The sequence below is a fragment of the Pseudomonas sp. GW821-FHT09C08 genome, assembly GCF_059418125.1.
Genome location: NZ_JBWKPG010000012.1, coordinates 1 through 14,250 on the forward strand (window position 1 = coordinate 1; position 14,250 = coordinate 14,250).

Genomic DNA, 14,250 nt, shown 5'->3' on the forward strand with positions numbered 1-14,250 from the left:
GTCGGCTTTGACGGCCAACGGACGGCTTATGCCTACGACCTCAACGGCAACCTGCAGGAAAAAACCGAGCACGGCGATGATGGTAGTCAGCTGGTTACCCGTTATGAGCGAGATCACGCTGGCCGTCTCGTAAGAAAAGTACTTCCCGATGCCAGCGTCGTCGATTATGCCTACGACCGCCAAGGCAACCTCCTCAGCGTCGACGATGGCCACTGGGCGCTCGGCTACGAATACGATGCGCAAAACCGCCTCACCGCCGAACACCAGGGCTGGGGCACCTTGCGCTACGGCTATGACGCCTGTGGGCAGCTGCAACACTTGCGTCTGCCCGACAACAATCGCGTGGTGTTCAATCACGATAAGGGCGGGCAACTGGCGAAGGTCGAGTTAAATGACCAGACGCTCACCACTCACCTTTTCGATGCAGGCCACGAACACCAACGAGGCCAAGGCAAGCTGCTCAGCAGTTACCAATACAACGCTCAAGGACGTCTGTTCGCTCACGGTATAAGCGACGTCGAAGGCGCGATTTACCAACGCCAATACGACTACGACAAATCCGGCAACCTCACCCGCCTGCTCGACACTCGCAAAGGCGAACACCACTACCACTACGACCCCCTCGCCCGCCTGACCCGCGCCGACCACTCGCAGGACGTGCAAGAACGCTTCGGCCACGATCCGGCCGGCAACCTGCTGATGCAAGACCGCCCAGGGCCGGACATCGTTGCTGGTAATCGGCTGATGATCCAGGGTGACCGCCATTACGACTATGACGCCTTCGGCAACCTGATCCGCGAACGACGTGGCCGTGGGCATACGTTGATCACCGAATACCGCTACGACTGCCAGCACCGCCTCATCGGAATCACCCAACCCAACGGCCAAACCGCGAGCTACCGCTATGACCCGTTTGGGCGGCGGATCAGCAAAACCGTTGATGAAATAACCACGGAGTTTTTCTGGCAAGGCGACAAGCTGATTGCCGAGCATCACGCGGATCGGCATCGCAGCTATCTCTACGAACCCGACAGCTTTCGACCGCTGGCGTTGCTCGAGGGGTTCGGCCCAAAAGCCACCAACCCCTATCACTACCAACTCGACCACCTGGGCACCCCGCAGGAACTGACCGCCCCGGATGGCGAAATCGTCTGGTCCGCCCACTACCGCGCCTATGGAGAAATCAGCCGCCTCGACGCCGGAAAAGTCGACAACCCGCTACGTTTTCAGGGTCAGTACTTTGATCAGGAAAGCGGGCTGCACTACAACCGCCATCGCTACTACAATCCGGATGTTGGTCGCTACCTGACGCCGGACCCGGTGAAGCTGGCAGGCGGGATCAATGCGTACCTGTACGTGCCCAATCCTACGGGATGGGTTGATCCGTTAGGGTTAAGCTCATGTCCAGGTGGAGACGAATGCAAGCCTAACGCTCCTCCTATTTTTTTGAAGCCGAGCGTTAATGAAGGCGCGCCCGCTCTACCTCAACTGGCGCACACTCAACGACAGACGAGAATAGATGAACTGGCAGAGGCAAATGCAAAACAAAAAGTACTGGATTGGGAGCAGAAATACGATATGCACTCGGTTGAAAAGCATGGCCCAGAGATACCAGACAACGCTTTAAAGCAAAGATCTATTGATGGAACAAATCCGACCACTGGGGCGAGAGGAACTATTAATTCCAGCTCCCAATTTAAAACCTGGGGAATGCAGCTCCACGCTATAAATAAAGCCATGGGTAGGATGCAAAGCGACCCACCATTTCCTACAGGTCTTGATGGAAGAGGTAACCCCGTGGTTATAGTCGAGCTACCCGGAGCCGGGCGAGGCTACAAACCTAACCGCAGGGACGTAAACGATCCTAAGTACATTGAAAACATGGACAGAGCGGAGGTCAGATTTGACAGAAACAATCCAACTCGGCCATTCACTGCATTCCCTAAGTGAGTAGACAATGCTGAAATGCCCATTCATGAATACTCCTTACACTCCTAATATCTCTCATATATTGGGAGCCCTATCGATATACGATCTTGAGGAGACAGCTGGCAAAGAACTATGGAAGTACGACCCTAACAACGAGAAAGACCGAGAAACAATCATAATTTCTTTTATTCTGAAGGACCTCATGTATCTGTCATATAGACATCGCTTCGTATTGATGTCTGAACTCAGAGATGCGTTGGACAACCCCGACTTTGACTTCTCGAAAGAATTCGAAAGCGATTACGACGAGTACATAACTATGGCTTGGGACGAAACAGAAATCGCCGACCCTAGAGGCTTCTTCGCCGATATCTACCGTTTAGCCAATAAGGTCTGGAAAGACGACCTCGAAAAAGCCAGCCTCGAAGACCAGTCAACGTGGTAACACCGCCACTCTCCCTGACAACCCAAACCCTGTGACGAGCGTTTGCCCCCACAGGGTTTGCACTGCCCTTAGATCCCAGCCAACGCCAAATCCATCGCGAAGTAGGTGAAGATCAAGTCCGCCCCCGCACGCTTGATCGACCCCAACGTCTCACGTACGACCCGATCCTCATCGATCGCGCCCGCCTGGGCGCCGAACTTGATCATCGCGTACTCGCCGCTCACCTGATAGGCCGCCACCGGCAGGCGCGACGCCTCGCGGATGTCGCGGATGATGTCGAGGTAGGCTCCGGCCGGCTTGACCATCAGGGCGTCTGCGCCTTCCTGTTCATCCAGCAGTGATTCGCGCACGGCTTCGCGGCGGTTCATCGGGTTCATCTGGTAGCTTTTGCGGTCGCCTTTGAGCGCGCTGCCGCCGGCTTCGCGGAAGGGGCCGTAGAGGGCCGAGGCGAATTTGGTCGAGTAGGCCATGATCGGGATATGCGTGAAGCCGGCGTCGTCCAAGGCGCGGCGGATGGCCTGGACCTGGCCGTCCATCGCCGCCGACGGGGCGATCACATCAGCGCCCGCGCGGGCGGCCGCCACGGCTTGTTTGCCGAGGTTGACCAGGGTCGCGTCGTTGTCGACATGCGCGCCGTGCATCACGCCGCAGTGGCCGTGGTCGGTGTATTCGCAGAAGCAGGTGTCGGACATCACCACCATTTCCGGCACGGCGTCCTTGATGATCGAGGACATGCGCGAGACCAGGCCGCGTTCTTTCCAGGTGTCGCTGCCGCTGGCGTCGAGGTGGTGGGACACGCCAAAGGTCATCACCGACTTGATGCCGGCACGGGCGTAACGCTCGATCTCGCTGGCCAGTTTCTTCTCAGGGATACGCTGTACACCCGGCATGCTGGTGATCGGCACGAAGTCGTCGATTTCTTCTTCGACGAAAATCGGCAACACCAGGTCGTTGAGGGTGAACTCGGTTTCCTGGAACAAGCCACGCAGCTCCGGGGAGCGGCGCAGGCGGCGTGGGCGGGCTTGGGGGAACTGGCTGGTCATGGCGGTCCTGACTGGGTGTAAAACAGTAGAGGCAGAAAACAATGGGGCGAAAGCTTATGCCCGCAGGCCCCGGCAACACAAATGCCAAGGGCCCAACAGTGTATTGCGTGGGGCGTAATAATTTATTGATCTAGAGCTGTAGACGCCCCGCGATGCACACCGCGACGGCGCCACCGATCCAGATTTCATCGCCCTGGCGCTCGACGTGAATGCGCCCCGCACGCCCAATGGCCGTGCCCTGGCTGACCACATACCGCTCAGGCGCCAACCCCTCGCCGAGCAGCCATTGGGCAACGCCGGCGTTCAGGCTGCCGGTGGCCGGATCTTCCTGGGCACCGTCGCCTGCGACAAAGGCACGCACCTCAAACTGCGCGTCGACGTCATCATGCGCGGGGTTGCAGGGAGCGATCACACCCACGGCCAGCCCCAGCAGTTTCGAAAAGTCCGGCTGCACTGCCAGGACTTGCTGGCGGTCAGCCAACATCACCGCGAGCCACCCCGCGCCGTTATCGACCCACTGGCTGCGCACGATGGCCCCCGGTGCCAGGCCCAACCCCAGGCGCACACGCTCCAGCAACGGCGCGTCGACTGGACCTGAACGCAACAGCGGCGGCGCGATGAACGCCAGCTCATCGCCCTGGCGCCGGATGCGTACCAGGCCGATCTCGCATTCCTGGATAATCTCCTCGCCGTGGGGTACGCCCCCGGCCTGCAGCCATGCATGGCAACTGCCCAGGGTCGGATGGCCGGCGAAAGGCAGTTCCTGCAAGGTGGTGAAAATGCGCACTCGGTAGTCCGCCCGTGGATCGCGGGGCGTCAGCAAAAACGTGGTTTCACTGAGATTGGTCCAACGGGCGAAATCCGCCATTTGCGCATCGCTGAGGCTGTCGGCGCCGAGCACCACGGCCAGCGGGTTGCCCTTGAGCGCGACGTTGCTGAATACATCCAGCTGCTTGAAATCGAAAGTCGGCATGGGTCAGCTCGGTATGTTCAGGCCACGGATGACCGCCGGCCGGGCAACAAAGCCGTCCAGCGCGCGCAGTACGTTAGGGAAGTCGGCAATGCCCACCAGGTCGCCGGATTCGTAGAAGCCGATCAGGTTGCGGATCCACGGAAAGGTCGCGATGTCGGCAATGCTGTACTCATCGCCCATGATCCACGTGCGGCCCAACAGGCGCTTTTCCAGGACATCGAGCAAACGTCGGGATTCGGCGGCATAGCGATCACGGGGACGCTTGTCTTCGTAGGCCTTGCCGGCGAACTTGTTGAAAAAGCCCACCTGGCCGAACATCGGGCCGATACCGGCCATCTGAAACATCAGCCACTGAATGGTTTCGTAACGTGTCGCCGGGTCTTCAGACAGCAACTGACTGGTTTTTTCCGCCAGGTAAATCAGGATCGCGCCGGACTCGAACAGGGCCAGCGGCTGCCCGCTGGGACCGTTCGGGTCGATGATCGCGGGGATCTTGTTGTTGGGGTTCAGCGAGAGAAATTCCGCCGACAGTTGGTCCTGGGTCTCGAAGCTGACCTTGTGTGCCTCATAGGGCAGCCCCAGCTCTTCGAGCATGATCGAGACTTTTACCCCGTTGGGCGTGGGCAGCGAGTACAGTTGCAGGCGCTCCGGATGCTGTGCAGGCCATTTACTGTTGATCGGGAAGGCGGCGATTGAGTTCATCGGGAAGTCCCTGTGCGCAAAGCCTCCATGATAGCCAGCTGTCACCTGTCCTGCATGGGTCATCAATGCGCAACATCCGCTGGCTAATATCCCGCATGGGCGAACCAATAGGCCCAGGCACACTCTTAAGTGCGCTCTTACGGTGAATGGAGGCACCTCGCTTTATCGACAAGGAACACCGCAGGACGCCGGATGCGTCACTGGGGCCGGGCTTGTCCGCCTTAATCCGAAGCACCGAAGACTCGACACTCATGACCATCAAGCCTCTGTGCCTTGCGCTACGCCTCAAACGCTACTCCTACATCATGTTGCCGCTGCTGCTGGTCGGCGGCGCCATCGGCCTGACCCTGGAATCGCGCGTCAGCAGCGCCGAACAGGTCGACGGCGTGCAAACCCTGGTATTCCTGCGCCACGGAGAGAAACCCGCCGGTGGCCTCGGGCAACTCAATTGCCAGGGCCTCAACCGGGCGATGAACCTGGCCACGGTATTGCCGGAAAAATTCGGCAAGGCCAATTTCGTGTTCGCGGCCAACCCGACGCGCAATGTCGAGGAAGGCGAGCTGGACAACTCCTACAGCTACATTCGCCCGCTGATGACCATCAGCCCCAGCGCCATCAAGCTGGGCCTGCCGGTCAACATCAAGTTTTCGGCGAATGACACCAGCGCCCTTGCCGATGAGCTGGTCGAGGACAAGTACCACAACTCGATCATCTATACCGCCTGGTCCCACGGCTACCTGCCGGAGTTGATCAACAAAGTGGCCAGCGAGGCCTCGGGCGAAAAACACACCATCACCGACGACTGGTCGGGCAGCGACTATGACTCGCTGTACGTGCTGACATTGACCTGGCACAACGGCAAGGCCTCGCTGCTGAGCCGCAACTATAAACAGGGCCTGGACAACGGCGAAGAGACCTGCCCGCTCCCCACGCAGGTGAGCGCCGATAGCTGAGGGCGTATGATGCGCCGCTATTGACTCATCTGCGGATCATCCCCATGCCCAACCTCACCTCCTCCCAGCCCTCCCGGGGTTGGTCTTTCTGGTGGAAACCAGCGCTGTTCCTGCTGGTCGCCTGTGTCGGCCTCTACTACGTGAAGTGGTCGCCCTACTACCTCAAGGCGTTTGTGGCCGCGGATAACCACAACATCGGCGCCTCGATCCTCAATGACCAGCAAAGCTCGCCGCTGGCGGCAGCGCTGGCGTATGCCCAAGTGTATTTCCTGGCAATCTGGAAAGCCGCCGTATTGGCGGTGATCCTCGGCTCGCTGCTGCAGGTGCTGATCCCCCGCGACTGGTTGCTGCGCCTGTTTGGCCGCGCCGGCCTCGGATCGACCCTGCGCGGCGGGCTGTTCGCCTTGCCGGGGATGATGTGCAGTTGCTGCGCGGCACCGGTCGCGGCGGGCATGCGCCGCCAGCAGGTGTCGGTTGGCGCGGCGCTGGCGTTCTGGATCGCCAACCCGGTACTCAACCCGGCGACGCTGGTGTTCATAGGCTTTGTACTCGGCTGGGGCTTTACCGCCTTGCGGCTGGTGGCGGGCATTGTGCTGGTGGTCGGTGTGTCGCTGGTGGCGCAGCGCATCGCACGGCCGGACCAGGTGCCGGAAGCGGCACTGGAGGCAGTCGCCGACGTCAGCCAGGCGGATGCGCAGCCTTTCCTCGGGCGCTGGCTGCACACCCTGTGGCAGCTGTTCTGGAGCACCATCCCGGTGTATATCCTCGCGGTGCTGGTGCTGGGTGCGGCGCGAGTGTGGCTGTTCCCGCATGTGGACGGCGCCATGGCCAACAGCCTGGTGTGGCTGGTGCCGCTGGCGATTGTCGGCACGCTGTTCGTGATTCCCACCGCTGCCGAGATTCCCATCGTCCAAACCATGATGACCCTGGGCATGGGCACCGGCCCAGCCGTGGCCCTGCTGATGACCTTGCCGAGCGTGAGCCTGCCGTCGCTGTTGATGCTGCGCAAGGATTTCGACGCGCGAGTGCTGGTGACGGTGGCTGGGCTGACCATGCTCGTGGGGGTGGTATGCGGCTTGATTGGAGCGGTGATTCTTTAGCGTCTGAATGAAGCGCGAGCAGGCCCGCGCCTACATTTGACGGTGGTTCCCCTGGAGGAACCCGGTCAAATGTGGGTGCAAGCTTGCTCGTGAACAGGCTTCTACCCGCCCTTTATGCGCGTCTGGCAACCCGTTCGCGCAGATACTCCAGCACCGCGCCCTGCTCCCCCGCAAACTCGATCCGCGCGCCTTTGCTTTCGCGCTGGAAGGCGTACATCGGGTCGTAATACTCGCGCAGCAAACACTCGATCCACACCCTGTGCAACTCCACGGCGCCACTGCGCGCCTGTTCCGCCAGCGCCTCTTGCATGATCACCTGCAAACGCTGGGAACGCTCACCGCCCAGGCGCTTGTGGATATTGGCCAGGCTCTGCGTCAGGCGCTCGGCAAACAATGCCTGGCCCTGCTCGCCAAACACCGCGATAAATTCCGCGCACAGGTCGACGACATAATCGCGCAGGATCCGCTCGACGCGGCCTTCGACGCTGTCCTCCAGCCACACCATCGCAAAGGTCTGCATGCCCTTGTGCAACGGTAATGGCAGCGCGCAACTGCCGATCATGCGGCTTTCGTCCTCGACGACAAATTGCTCAATGCCCGCCGCGCGTTTTTTCAGCAGGTCGACTGCCAGGCGGTTTTCGAAGTCGATGTTGGACGGTTGCGCCGTGGCCCGCTTGCCGAAGCTGGAACCCCGGTGGTTGGCGTGGCCTTCCAGGTCCAGTGCATTGCGCAATTGGCCGAGGACTTCGGTCTTGCCGGTGCCGGTCATGCCGCCGAGCAACACGAAATCACACTGGGCCGCCGCCTGGTCAAGGGTCTCCAGCAGAAAGGTGCGCATGGCCTTGTAGCCACCGCCGACGCGCGGGTAATCGATGCCAGCGTCGGTTTTCAGCCATTGCTGCACGATCTGCGAGCGCAGCCCGCCACGAAAGCAATACAGGTAGCCGTCAGGATTGGCCTGGGCAAACCGCGCCCAGTGCTCGATACGCTCGGCCTTGATCGCGCCTGATACCAACTCATGCCCCAACACGATGGCGGCTTGCTGGCCCTGCTGCTTGTAGCAGGTGCCGACGCGCTGGCGCTCGTCATCGGTCATCAGCGGCAGGTTGATCACGCCGGGAAAGGCACCCTTGACGAATTCAACCGGCGCGCGGGTGTCCATCATCGGCCGGTCGTTGAGGAAGATGTCGCGGTAGTCGGTGATGTCAGTTGCCATCAAAACACCTCTACCGCGTGGGTCTGTCGCTCAACCAGTGTACCGATCGGCTCAAGGCTCAGGCCGAGTTCGGCGGCCACGGTGTGGAATTGCGCGTCACCTTCCGGGGTTACCGCGATCAGCAGGCCGCCGCTGGTCTGCGGGTCGCACAGCACGCGCTTGTGCAACTCCTGCAAGCGTCCGATCTTGCTTGAGTAGCTGTCGAAGTTACGCAAGGTGCCGCCGGGCATGCAGCCCTGATCCAGGTAGTCCTCGATCCCCGGCAGGCGTGGAACTTTGGCGTATTCGATGCGCGCCGTTACGCCGCTGCCGTCAGCCATTTCCACCAAGTGGCCCAACAGGCCGAAACCGGTGACATCGGTCATGGCGGTCACTCCCGCCAACTTGCCGAAGCGGCTGCCCGGCTTGTTCAGCGTGCACATCCAGTCACGGGCCAGGCCGATATCCGCCTCGCGCAACTTGCCCTTCTTTTCGGCAGTGGTGAGGATGCCGATGCCCAGCGGCTTGGTCAGGTACAGGCGGCAGCCGACGGTGGCGGTGTCATTGCGTTTCATGTGGCGTTTTTGCACGAGGCCGGTCACGGCCAGGCCGAAGATCGGCTCAGGTGCGTCGATGGAGTGTCCACCCGCCAGCGGAATCCCGGCTTCGTCGCACACCGAGCGACCGCCACGGATCACTTCGCGGGCGATCTCCGGCGCCAGCACATTCACTGGCCAGCCAAGAATCGCGATAGCCATCAACGGATCGCCGCCCATGGCGTAGATGTCGCTGATCGCGTTGGTCGCGGCGATCCGGCCGAAGTCGAAGGGGTCATCGACAATCGGCATGAAAAAGTCGGTGGTGGACACTACGCCGCGCTCGTCGTCGATGGCATACACCGCCGCATCGTCGCGGGAGGCGTTGCCCACCCACAGGTTGGGGTCGAGGTTCTGCGCGCCGCTGCCGGCGAGGATCACTTCCAGCACCTGCGGCGAAATCTTGCAGCCACACCCGGCGCCGTGGCTGTACTGGGTAAGGCGAATCGGCTCGTTCATGGTGGACCTCAATCTATCAAGTGGGCGGATTCTAGCAGACAGCAAAAGGCCGGCTGGGCTCTCGTGAGCACAGCCGGCCGGTTTGTTTCAGCGATTACTGGCGGGCAGCGAGCAAACGCTTGTGGCGGTTGCGTCGGGCGATGTTCAGGCACTCGATCACGGCCGAGAACGCCATGGCTGCATACACGTAGCCTTTAGGCACATGGGCACCGAAGCCTTCGGCGATCAGGGTCATGCCGATCATGATCAGGAAGCCCAGGGCCAGCATCACCACGGTCGGGTTGTCGTTGATGAACTTGGCCAGCGGCTCGGCCGCCACCAGCATCACGATCACCGAGGTCACCACGGCAATGATCATGATCGGCAGGTGCTCGGTCATGCCCACGGCCGTAATGATGCTGTCGATGGAGAACACCAGGTCGAGCATCAGGATCTGGCCGATCGCCGCGGCAAAACCGATGGACACGACATTACCGGTGGTCTCCTTTTCTTCCGGCTCAGGGTCCATGCTGTGGTGGATCTCGGTAGTGGCCTTCCACACCAGGAACAGACCACCGGCGATCAGGATCATGTCCTTCCACGAAAATGCCTGGCCGAGGACTTCGAACACCGGCGTGGTCAACTGCACGATAAACGCGATGGTGCTCAACAGGCCCAGGCGCAACACCAACGCCATGCTGATGCCGATGCGACGCGCCTTGGCACGATGCTTTTCCGGCAATTTGTTGGTGAGGATCGAGATGAAGATCAGGTTATCGATGCCCAGCACGATTTCCATCACGATCAAGGTCGCCAGGGCGACCCAGGCGGTGGGGCTGGCGGCCAGTTGTAAAAGGTAGTCCATAGGTCAGTCCTGACGTTGTGCTGGGAAATTAGGCTTCTTTGTTACTGTTCGATTCTTCTTGCTCGTCTTCCTGCTTTTCAGGACTGATCAAGCCTTGGGTTGCTTCACTCAATGCCTGCTCGGCGGCCTTGTGCGTGTCATCGATGGCCTGCTTGGCCGACTCGGTGGCCTTGCCGATCACTTGCTGAGCGCTTTTTTCGACTTGATCGCAACCACTGATCATCACCAATGAAAGCGCAAGCAACGACGCCGCGCCCAGGGAATTGAGTTTCATGATGTATTCCTCGTTAGAACCATTGGGTCCAAATACTGGCCCCTCGATAGCGAGGCATTCTATGCAGGCGAACAGTTCAGGAAAATTCGTATTTTTCTCGCGTATACTTCGATTTTTACGAAGTGACGCACAGCATGCTCAATTATCGTCAATTGCATTATTTCTGGATCGTGGCCAAGACCGGCAGCATCGTGCGCGCTTGCGAGCAACTGAACCTCACGCCCCAGACCATCAGCGGGCAGATCAGCCTGCTCGAACAGACCTTCGGCATCGCGCTGTTTCAGCGGGTCGGCCGCCAGCTGGAGCTGACCGAAGCCGGACGCCGCGCCCTGCCCTATGCCGAACAGATGTTCCAGACCGGCAATGAATTGGAGGCGATGCTGCGCGCGCAACCGAATGAGCAGCAGATCCTGTTCCGGGTCGGGGTGGCGGATGTGGTGCCCAAGTCCATCGTCTATCGCTTGATTGCGCCGACCATGGAATTGAGCGAGCCAATCCGCATCACCTGCCGTGAAGACAAACTCGAACGGTTACTGGCCGATCTGGCGATCCAGCGCTTGGACCTGGTGATCTCCGACAGCCCTATGCCTACGCACCTGGACATTAAAGGCTACAGCCAGAGACTGGGGGAATGTGGCATCAGCTTTTTCGCCACCCGGGCGTTGGCTGACCGGTATGCGGGAGATTTCCCACAGTGCCTGCACGGTGCGCCGCTGTTGATTCCGGGTGCGGAAACCGTGGTGCGCAGCCGTTTGCAACGCTGGTTTGCCGAACAGCAGATTCAGCCGAAGATCATCGGCGAGTTCGATGACAGCGCCTTGATGCAGGCCTTTGGTCAATCCGGCAGCGGGATCTTCATCGCGCCCAGCGTGATCGCCGATGAGGTGGTGCGCCAGTACGGCGTGGTGTTGATGGGCCAGACCGACGCGGTCACCGAGTCGTTCTATGCGATCTCGGTGGAGCGCAAGGTCAAGCACCCCGGCATCGTGGCTATCACTGAAGGGGCGCGGCGCGAGCTGTTTACCGCCCTGCCCGCGCCCACCTGAGTCAGCTGCAGGTCGCTGCCGGCTTGGCGGTCATCAGCCACAACGCCAGCAGGATCGACACCAGGATAAAGCCGGAAGCCGCGAAGCCCAGGCTGCCCAGGCCAAGAGTGTCGATCACGTGCCCGCCGACCATCGCCCCCAGGCCGATCCCGAGATTGGCCCCGGCGATATTCAGCGACGCCGCAAACGCCGGCGCATGGGGCGCGGCCTTCATCAGCCGCACATGGCTGACCAGGAACATCGCCGCCTGGGTCACACCCCACACGGCCATCGCCGCGGCCAGGCCAACGGTGGAATGAATCGCCGGCACCAGCGCAACCATGCCCGCGATCATGAAGCCGCAGAACACCATGGAGGCAATCAGCGGGTGCCGATCCACCGCACGCCCGCCCAGTGAGTTGCCGAGCAACCCGACCGCGCCAAAGCCCATCAGGCACCAACCCACCAGGGTGCCGTCGAAGCCGGCCAGGCGCTCAAGGATGTCGGCCAGGTAGGTGTAGGCGGTGAACATGCCACTGAACACCAGGATCGACAGCAGGATATGGCCCTGCATCAGCGGGTTGCGCAGGATCTTGAACTGCGAGCGCAACGTCACCTGGTCGTTCTTCGGCTGCGTCACCGGCAGGTAGATAAACAGCAGCACGGCCTTGGCCAGCGCGACCACGGCAAGGATGGCAAAGGCGGTGCGCCAGCCGAACATATCCGAAATCAGCGTACCCACCGGAATGCCGAACACCGTGGCGCAGACGATGCCAAAGCCGATTTTCTCGATGGCGCGCCCGGCGTATTCGGGGCCGACGATGTCCACCGCCGTTTCACTGGCCAGCGCCCAGAACACCGGCAGGCCCAAGGCCGGGATCAAGCGCGCCAATGCCATCACCCAGATGTTCGGCGCCAGCGCGGCCACGGTGTTGGCGACGCCGAACAGGATCAGGATGCTGATAAACAGGCGCTTGCGTGGGAAACGCGCGAAGTAGGCGGTCAGGAACGGGCCGAATGCCGCCACGGTAAACGCGAACAGGGTCACCAGCAGCCCGGCCTGGGACACGCTGACATTCAGGTCCCGGGCGATGGACGGCAGCAGGCCGACGATGACGAATTCTGTGGTCAGCACGGTAAAGCCGGCGGCCGACAGCAGCAGGATGGGAAACAGCATCAAAAACTCCAGAAACAGCAACACCAACGACAACCCGAAGGTTCGCTGGCAGATAGGATGAAAAAAGGATGCTGAATCTTAACAGAGTGTGTCGGTGTAGCCCATGAAAAAGCCCGGCGACGCCTGCAGGCATCGACCGGGCTTCGCGGCGTTACGACTTAGAACGCGCCCATGTAGTCGCGCTTGCCCACTTCCACACCGTTGTGACGCAGCAAGGCGTAGGCGGTGGTGACGTGGAAGAAGAACTGCGGCAGGCCGTAGGTCAGCAGGTAGGTTTGGCCGCTGAAGCGCTTCTCTTTCGGCGTGCCTGGACGGGTGATGATTTCGATGCCTTCCTTGCCGTCGATTTGCTCGGGCTTGATGCTGTCGACAAAAGCCAGGACCTTGGCGATCAGCGCCTGCAGGTCGGCGAAGGTCACTTCGGAGTCTTCGTATTTAGGCACTTCGATCTCGGCCAGGCGCGCGGAAACGCCCTTGGCGAAGTCGACGGCGATCTGCACCTGGCGCACCAGCTGGAACATGTCCGGGAACAGACGTGCCTGCAGCAAGGCGTTGGGCTCGATGTTCTTGGCGGTGGCGTGGGCTTCGGCTTTGTTCAGCACATCGCTCAGGGCGGTGAGCATTTGCTTGAAGACCGGGACGGAAGCGGCGTACAGGGAAATAGTCATGGCAGTCTCATGGGTAATGGCACGGTTTGAACCAGCGGCGATTATAGACACGCCAGCCGCGCGCGCGGCTTGTCTTTTATTTTTTCAGGATTAGGCTAGAGCGCTCACTGCATAGGGAAAGCGCGATGACCGCCGAGCACGACACCGACACCCCTGAGCCGCGCCTGAACAGCACGGAAATCCGCGTCCTGGGCTGCCTGATCGAAAAACAGGCGACCAACCCGGAAACCTACCCCCTGACCCTCAATGCCCTGGTGCTCGCCTGCAACCAGAAGACCAGCCGCGAGCCGGTGATGAACCTCAGCCAGGGCCAGGTCGGCCAGAGCCTGCGGGTGCTCGAGGGTCAGGGCTTCACCCGCCTGGTGATGGGCAGCCGCGCCGATCGCTGGGAGCATCGCGTGGACAAGGCGCTGGAACTGGTGCCGGCCCAGGTGATCCTCACCGGGCTGTTGTTTTTGCGCGGGCCGCAGACGGTCAACGAACTGCTGACGCGCAGCGGGCGCATGCATGACTTTGAAGATGCCGAGCAGGTCGTGCATCAGCTCGAACGCCTGATTGCGCGCGGGCTGGCGGTATTGGTGCCACGTCAGGCAGGGCAGCGGGAAGACCGCTATACCCATGCGCTGGGAGATCCTGCGGATATTGAAGCGATTATCGCGGCCCGCGGGAATCCGGTGGAGCGCAGTACGGGGGTTTCTGCAGAGCGAATAGAAGAGCTGGAAGCACGAATTGCAGCACTGGAAGAGCGTCTGGCCCAGCTCGAACAGAGCTGAACCCATCTAGAATGTGAATACGCGGGATTGCTCGCGAAGGCGGCGGTGTGTCAGTTGATGCATTTGGTGGCTGATGCACCGCTTTCGCAGGCAA

Annotated in this window: 15 protein-coding genes; 6 read left to right on the forward strand and 9 right to left on the reverse strand. The window is 60.8% G+C overall.

The features are described from left to right. The coding region (locus AC07OJ_RS27655; RefSeq protein ID WP_495095590.1) for an RHS repeat domain-containing protein at window positions 1–1,950 on the forward strand (1,950 nt) is incomplete at its 5' end. 7 nt (window positions 1,951–1,957) lie between these two features. Then, window positions 1,958–2,374 (forward strand): hypothetical protein, encoded by a 417-nt coding sequence (locus AC07OJ_RS27660; protein ID WP_065907098.1) that lies wholly within the window; start codon window positions 1,958–1,960, stop codon window positions 2,372–2,374. 68 nt (window positions 2,375–2,442) lie between these two features. Here AC07OJ_RS27660 and hemB read toward each other — a convergent pair whose 3' ends face one another. The 3 genes from hemB to AC07OJ_RS27675 form a co-directional block, all read right to left on the reverse strand. Beyond that, entirely contained in the window at window positions 2,443–3,417 is a 975-nt protein-coding gene (hemB, locus tag AC07OJ_RS27665) for a porphobilinogen synthase (protein ID WP_282396348.1), read from the reverse strand. Between the two features lie 130 nt (window positions 3,418–3,547). Continuing rightward, complete coding sequence (locus tag AC07OJ_RS27670; RefSeq protein WP_495095591.1) at window positions 3,548–4,390, reverse strand: PhzF family phenazine biosynthesis protein; 843 nt, start codon at window positions 4,388–4,390, stop codon at window positions 3,548–3,550. A 3-nt stretch (window positions 4,391–4,393) separates the two neighbouring features. Continuing rightward, a complete protein-coding gene (locus tag AC07OJ_RS27675; RefSeq protein ID WP_120448086.1) occupies window positions 4,394–5,092 on the reverse strand; it encodes a glutathione S-transferase N-terminal domain-containing protein in 699 nt (232 codons plus the stop codon). A 251-nt stretch (window positions 5,093–5,343) separates the two neighbouring features. Here AC07OJ_RS27675 and AC07OJ_RS27680 point away from each other — a divergent pair, with 251 nt between their 5' ends. Together AC07OJ_RS27680 and AC07OJ_RS27685 are read left to right on the forward strand one after the other, a co-directional pair. Beyond that, complete coding sequence (locus tag AC07OJ_RS27680; RefSeq protein ID WP_495095592.1) at window positions 5,344–6,045, forward strand: histidine phosphatase family protein; 702 nt, start codon at window positions 5,344–5,346, stop codon at window positions 6,043–6,045. A gap of 44 nt (window positions 6,046–6,089) precedes the next feature. Beyond that, complete coding sequence (locus AC07OJ_RS27685) at window positions 6,090–7,145, forward strand: permease (protein ID WP_495095593.1); 1,056 nt, start codon at window positions 6,090–6,092, stop codon at window positions 7,143–7,145. Window positions 7,146–7,257: 112 nt separating this feature from the next. On the opposite strand, the gene mnmH is transcribed toward AC07OJ_RS27685, so the two are convergent. The 4 genes from mnmH to AC07OJ_RS27705 all read right to left on the reverse strand — a co-directional run bounded on the left by mnmH (window position 7,258) and on the right by AC07OJ_RS27705 (window position 10,513). Continuing rightward, window positions 7,258–8,361, reverse strand: coding sequence for a tRNA 2-selenouridine(34) synthase MnmH (gene mnmH, locus AC07OJ_RS27690; protein WP_065907109.1), 1,104 nt, complete (start codon window positions 8,359–8,361; stop codon window positions 7,258–7,260). Further along, complete coding sequence (gene selD, locus AC07OJ_RS27695) at window positions 8,361–9,395, reverse strand: selenide, water dikinase SelD (protein WP_106804504.1); 1,035 nt, start codon at window positions 9,393–9,395, stop codon at window positions 8,361–8,363. The genes mnmH and selD overlap by 1 nt, the downstream gene beginning before the upstream one ends. A 94-nt stretch (window positions 9,396–9,489) precedes the next feature. Then, a complete protein-coding gene (locus AC07OJ_RS27700) occupies window positions 9,490–10,239 on the reverse strand; it encodes a TerC family protein (protein WP_065907112.1) in 750 nt (249 codons plus the stop codon). Window positions 10,240–10,267: 28 nt separating this feature from the next. Further along, window positions 10,268–10,513: a hypothetical protein gene (locus AC07OJ_RS27705; RefSeq protein ID WP_201143919.1), complete on the reverse strand. Its 246-nt coding sequence runs from the start codon at window positions 10,511–10,513 to the stop codon at window positions 10,268–10,270. A 134-nt stretch (window positions 10,514–10,647) separates the two neighbouring features. Between AC07OJ_RS27705 and nhaR the strand changes: the two genes are divergently transcribed. Next, complete coding sequence (gene nhaR, locus AC07OJ_RS27710; RefSeq protein WP_495095594.1) at window positions 10,648–11,559, forward strand: transcriptional activator NhaR; 912 nt, start codon at window positions 10,648–10,650, stop codon at window positions 11,557–11,559. 1 nt (window position 11,560) lies between these two features. Here nhaR and AC07OJ_RS27715 read toward each other — a convergent pair whose 3' ends face one another. Both AC07OJ_RS27715 and AC07OJ_RS27720 read right to left on the reverse strand, forming a co-directional pair. After that, window positions 11,561–12,715, reverse strand: coding sequence for an MFS transporter (locus tag AC07OJ_RS27715; protein WP_065907119.1), 1,155 nt, complete (start codon window positions 12,713–12,715; stop codon window positions 11,561–11,563). A gap of 158 nt (window positions 12,716–12,873) precedes the next feature. Then, window positions 12,874–13,383, reverse strand: coding sequence for a DUF1993 domain-containing protein (locus AC07OJ_RS27720; RefSeq protein ID WP_213553528.1), 510 nt, complete (start codon window positions 13,381–13,383; stop codon window positions 12,874–12,876). 125 nt (window positions 13,384–13,508) lie between these two features. On the opposite strand from AC07OJ_RS27720, the gene AC07OJ_RS27725 reads away from it, so the two are divergent. Then, the gene (locus AC07OJ_RS27725) at window positions 13,509–14,156 is read left to right on the forward strand and encodes a YceH family protein (RefSeq protein WP_495095595.1); all 648 of its coding nucleotides are present in this window, start codon (window positions 13,509–13,511) and stop codon (window positions 14,154–14,156) included. Window positions 14,157–14,250 lie beyond the last annotated feature (94 nt).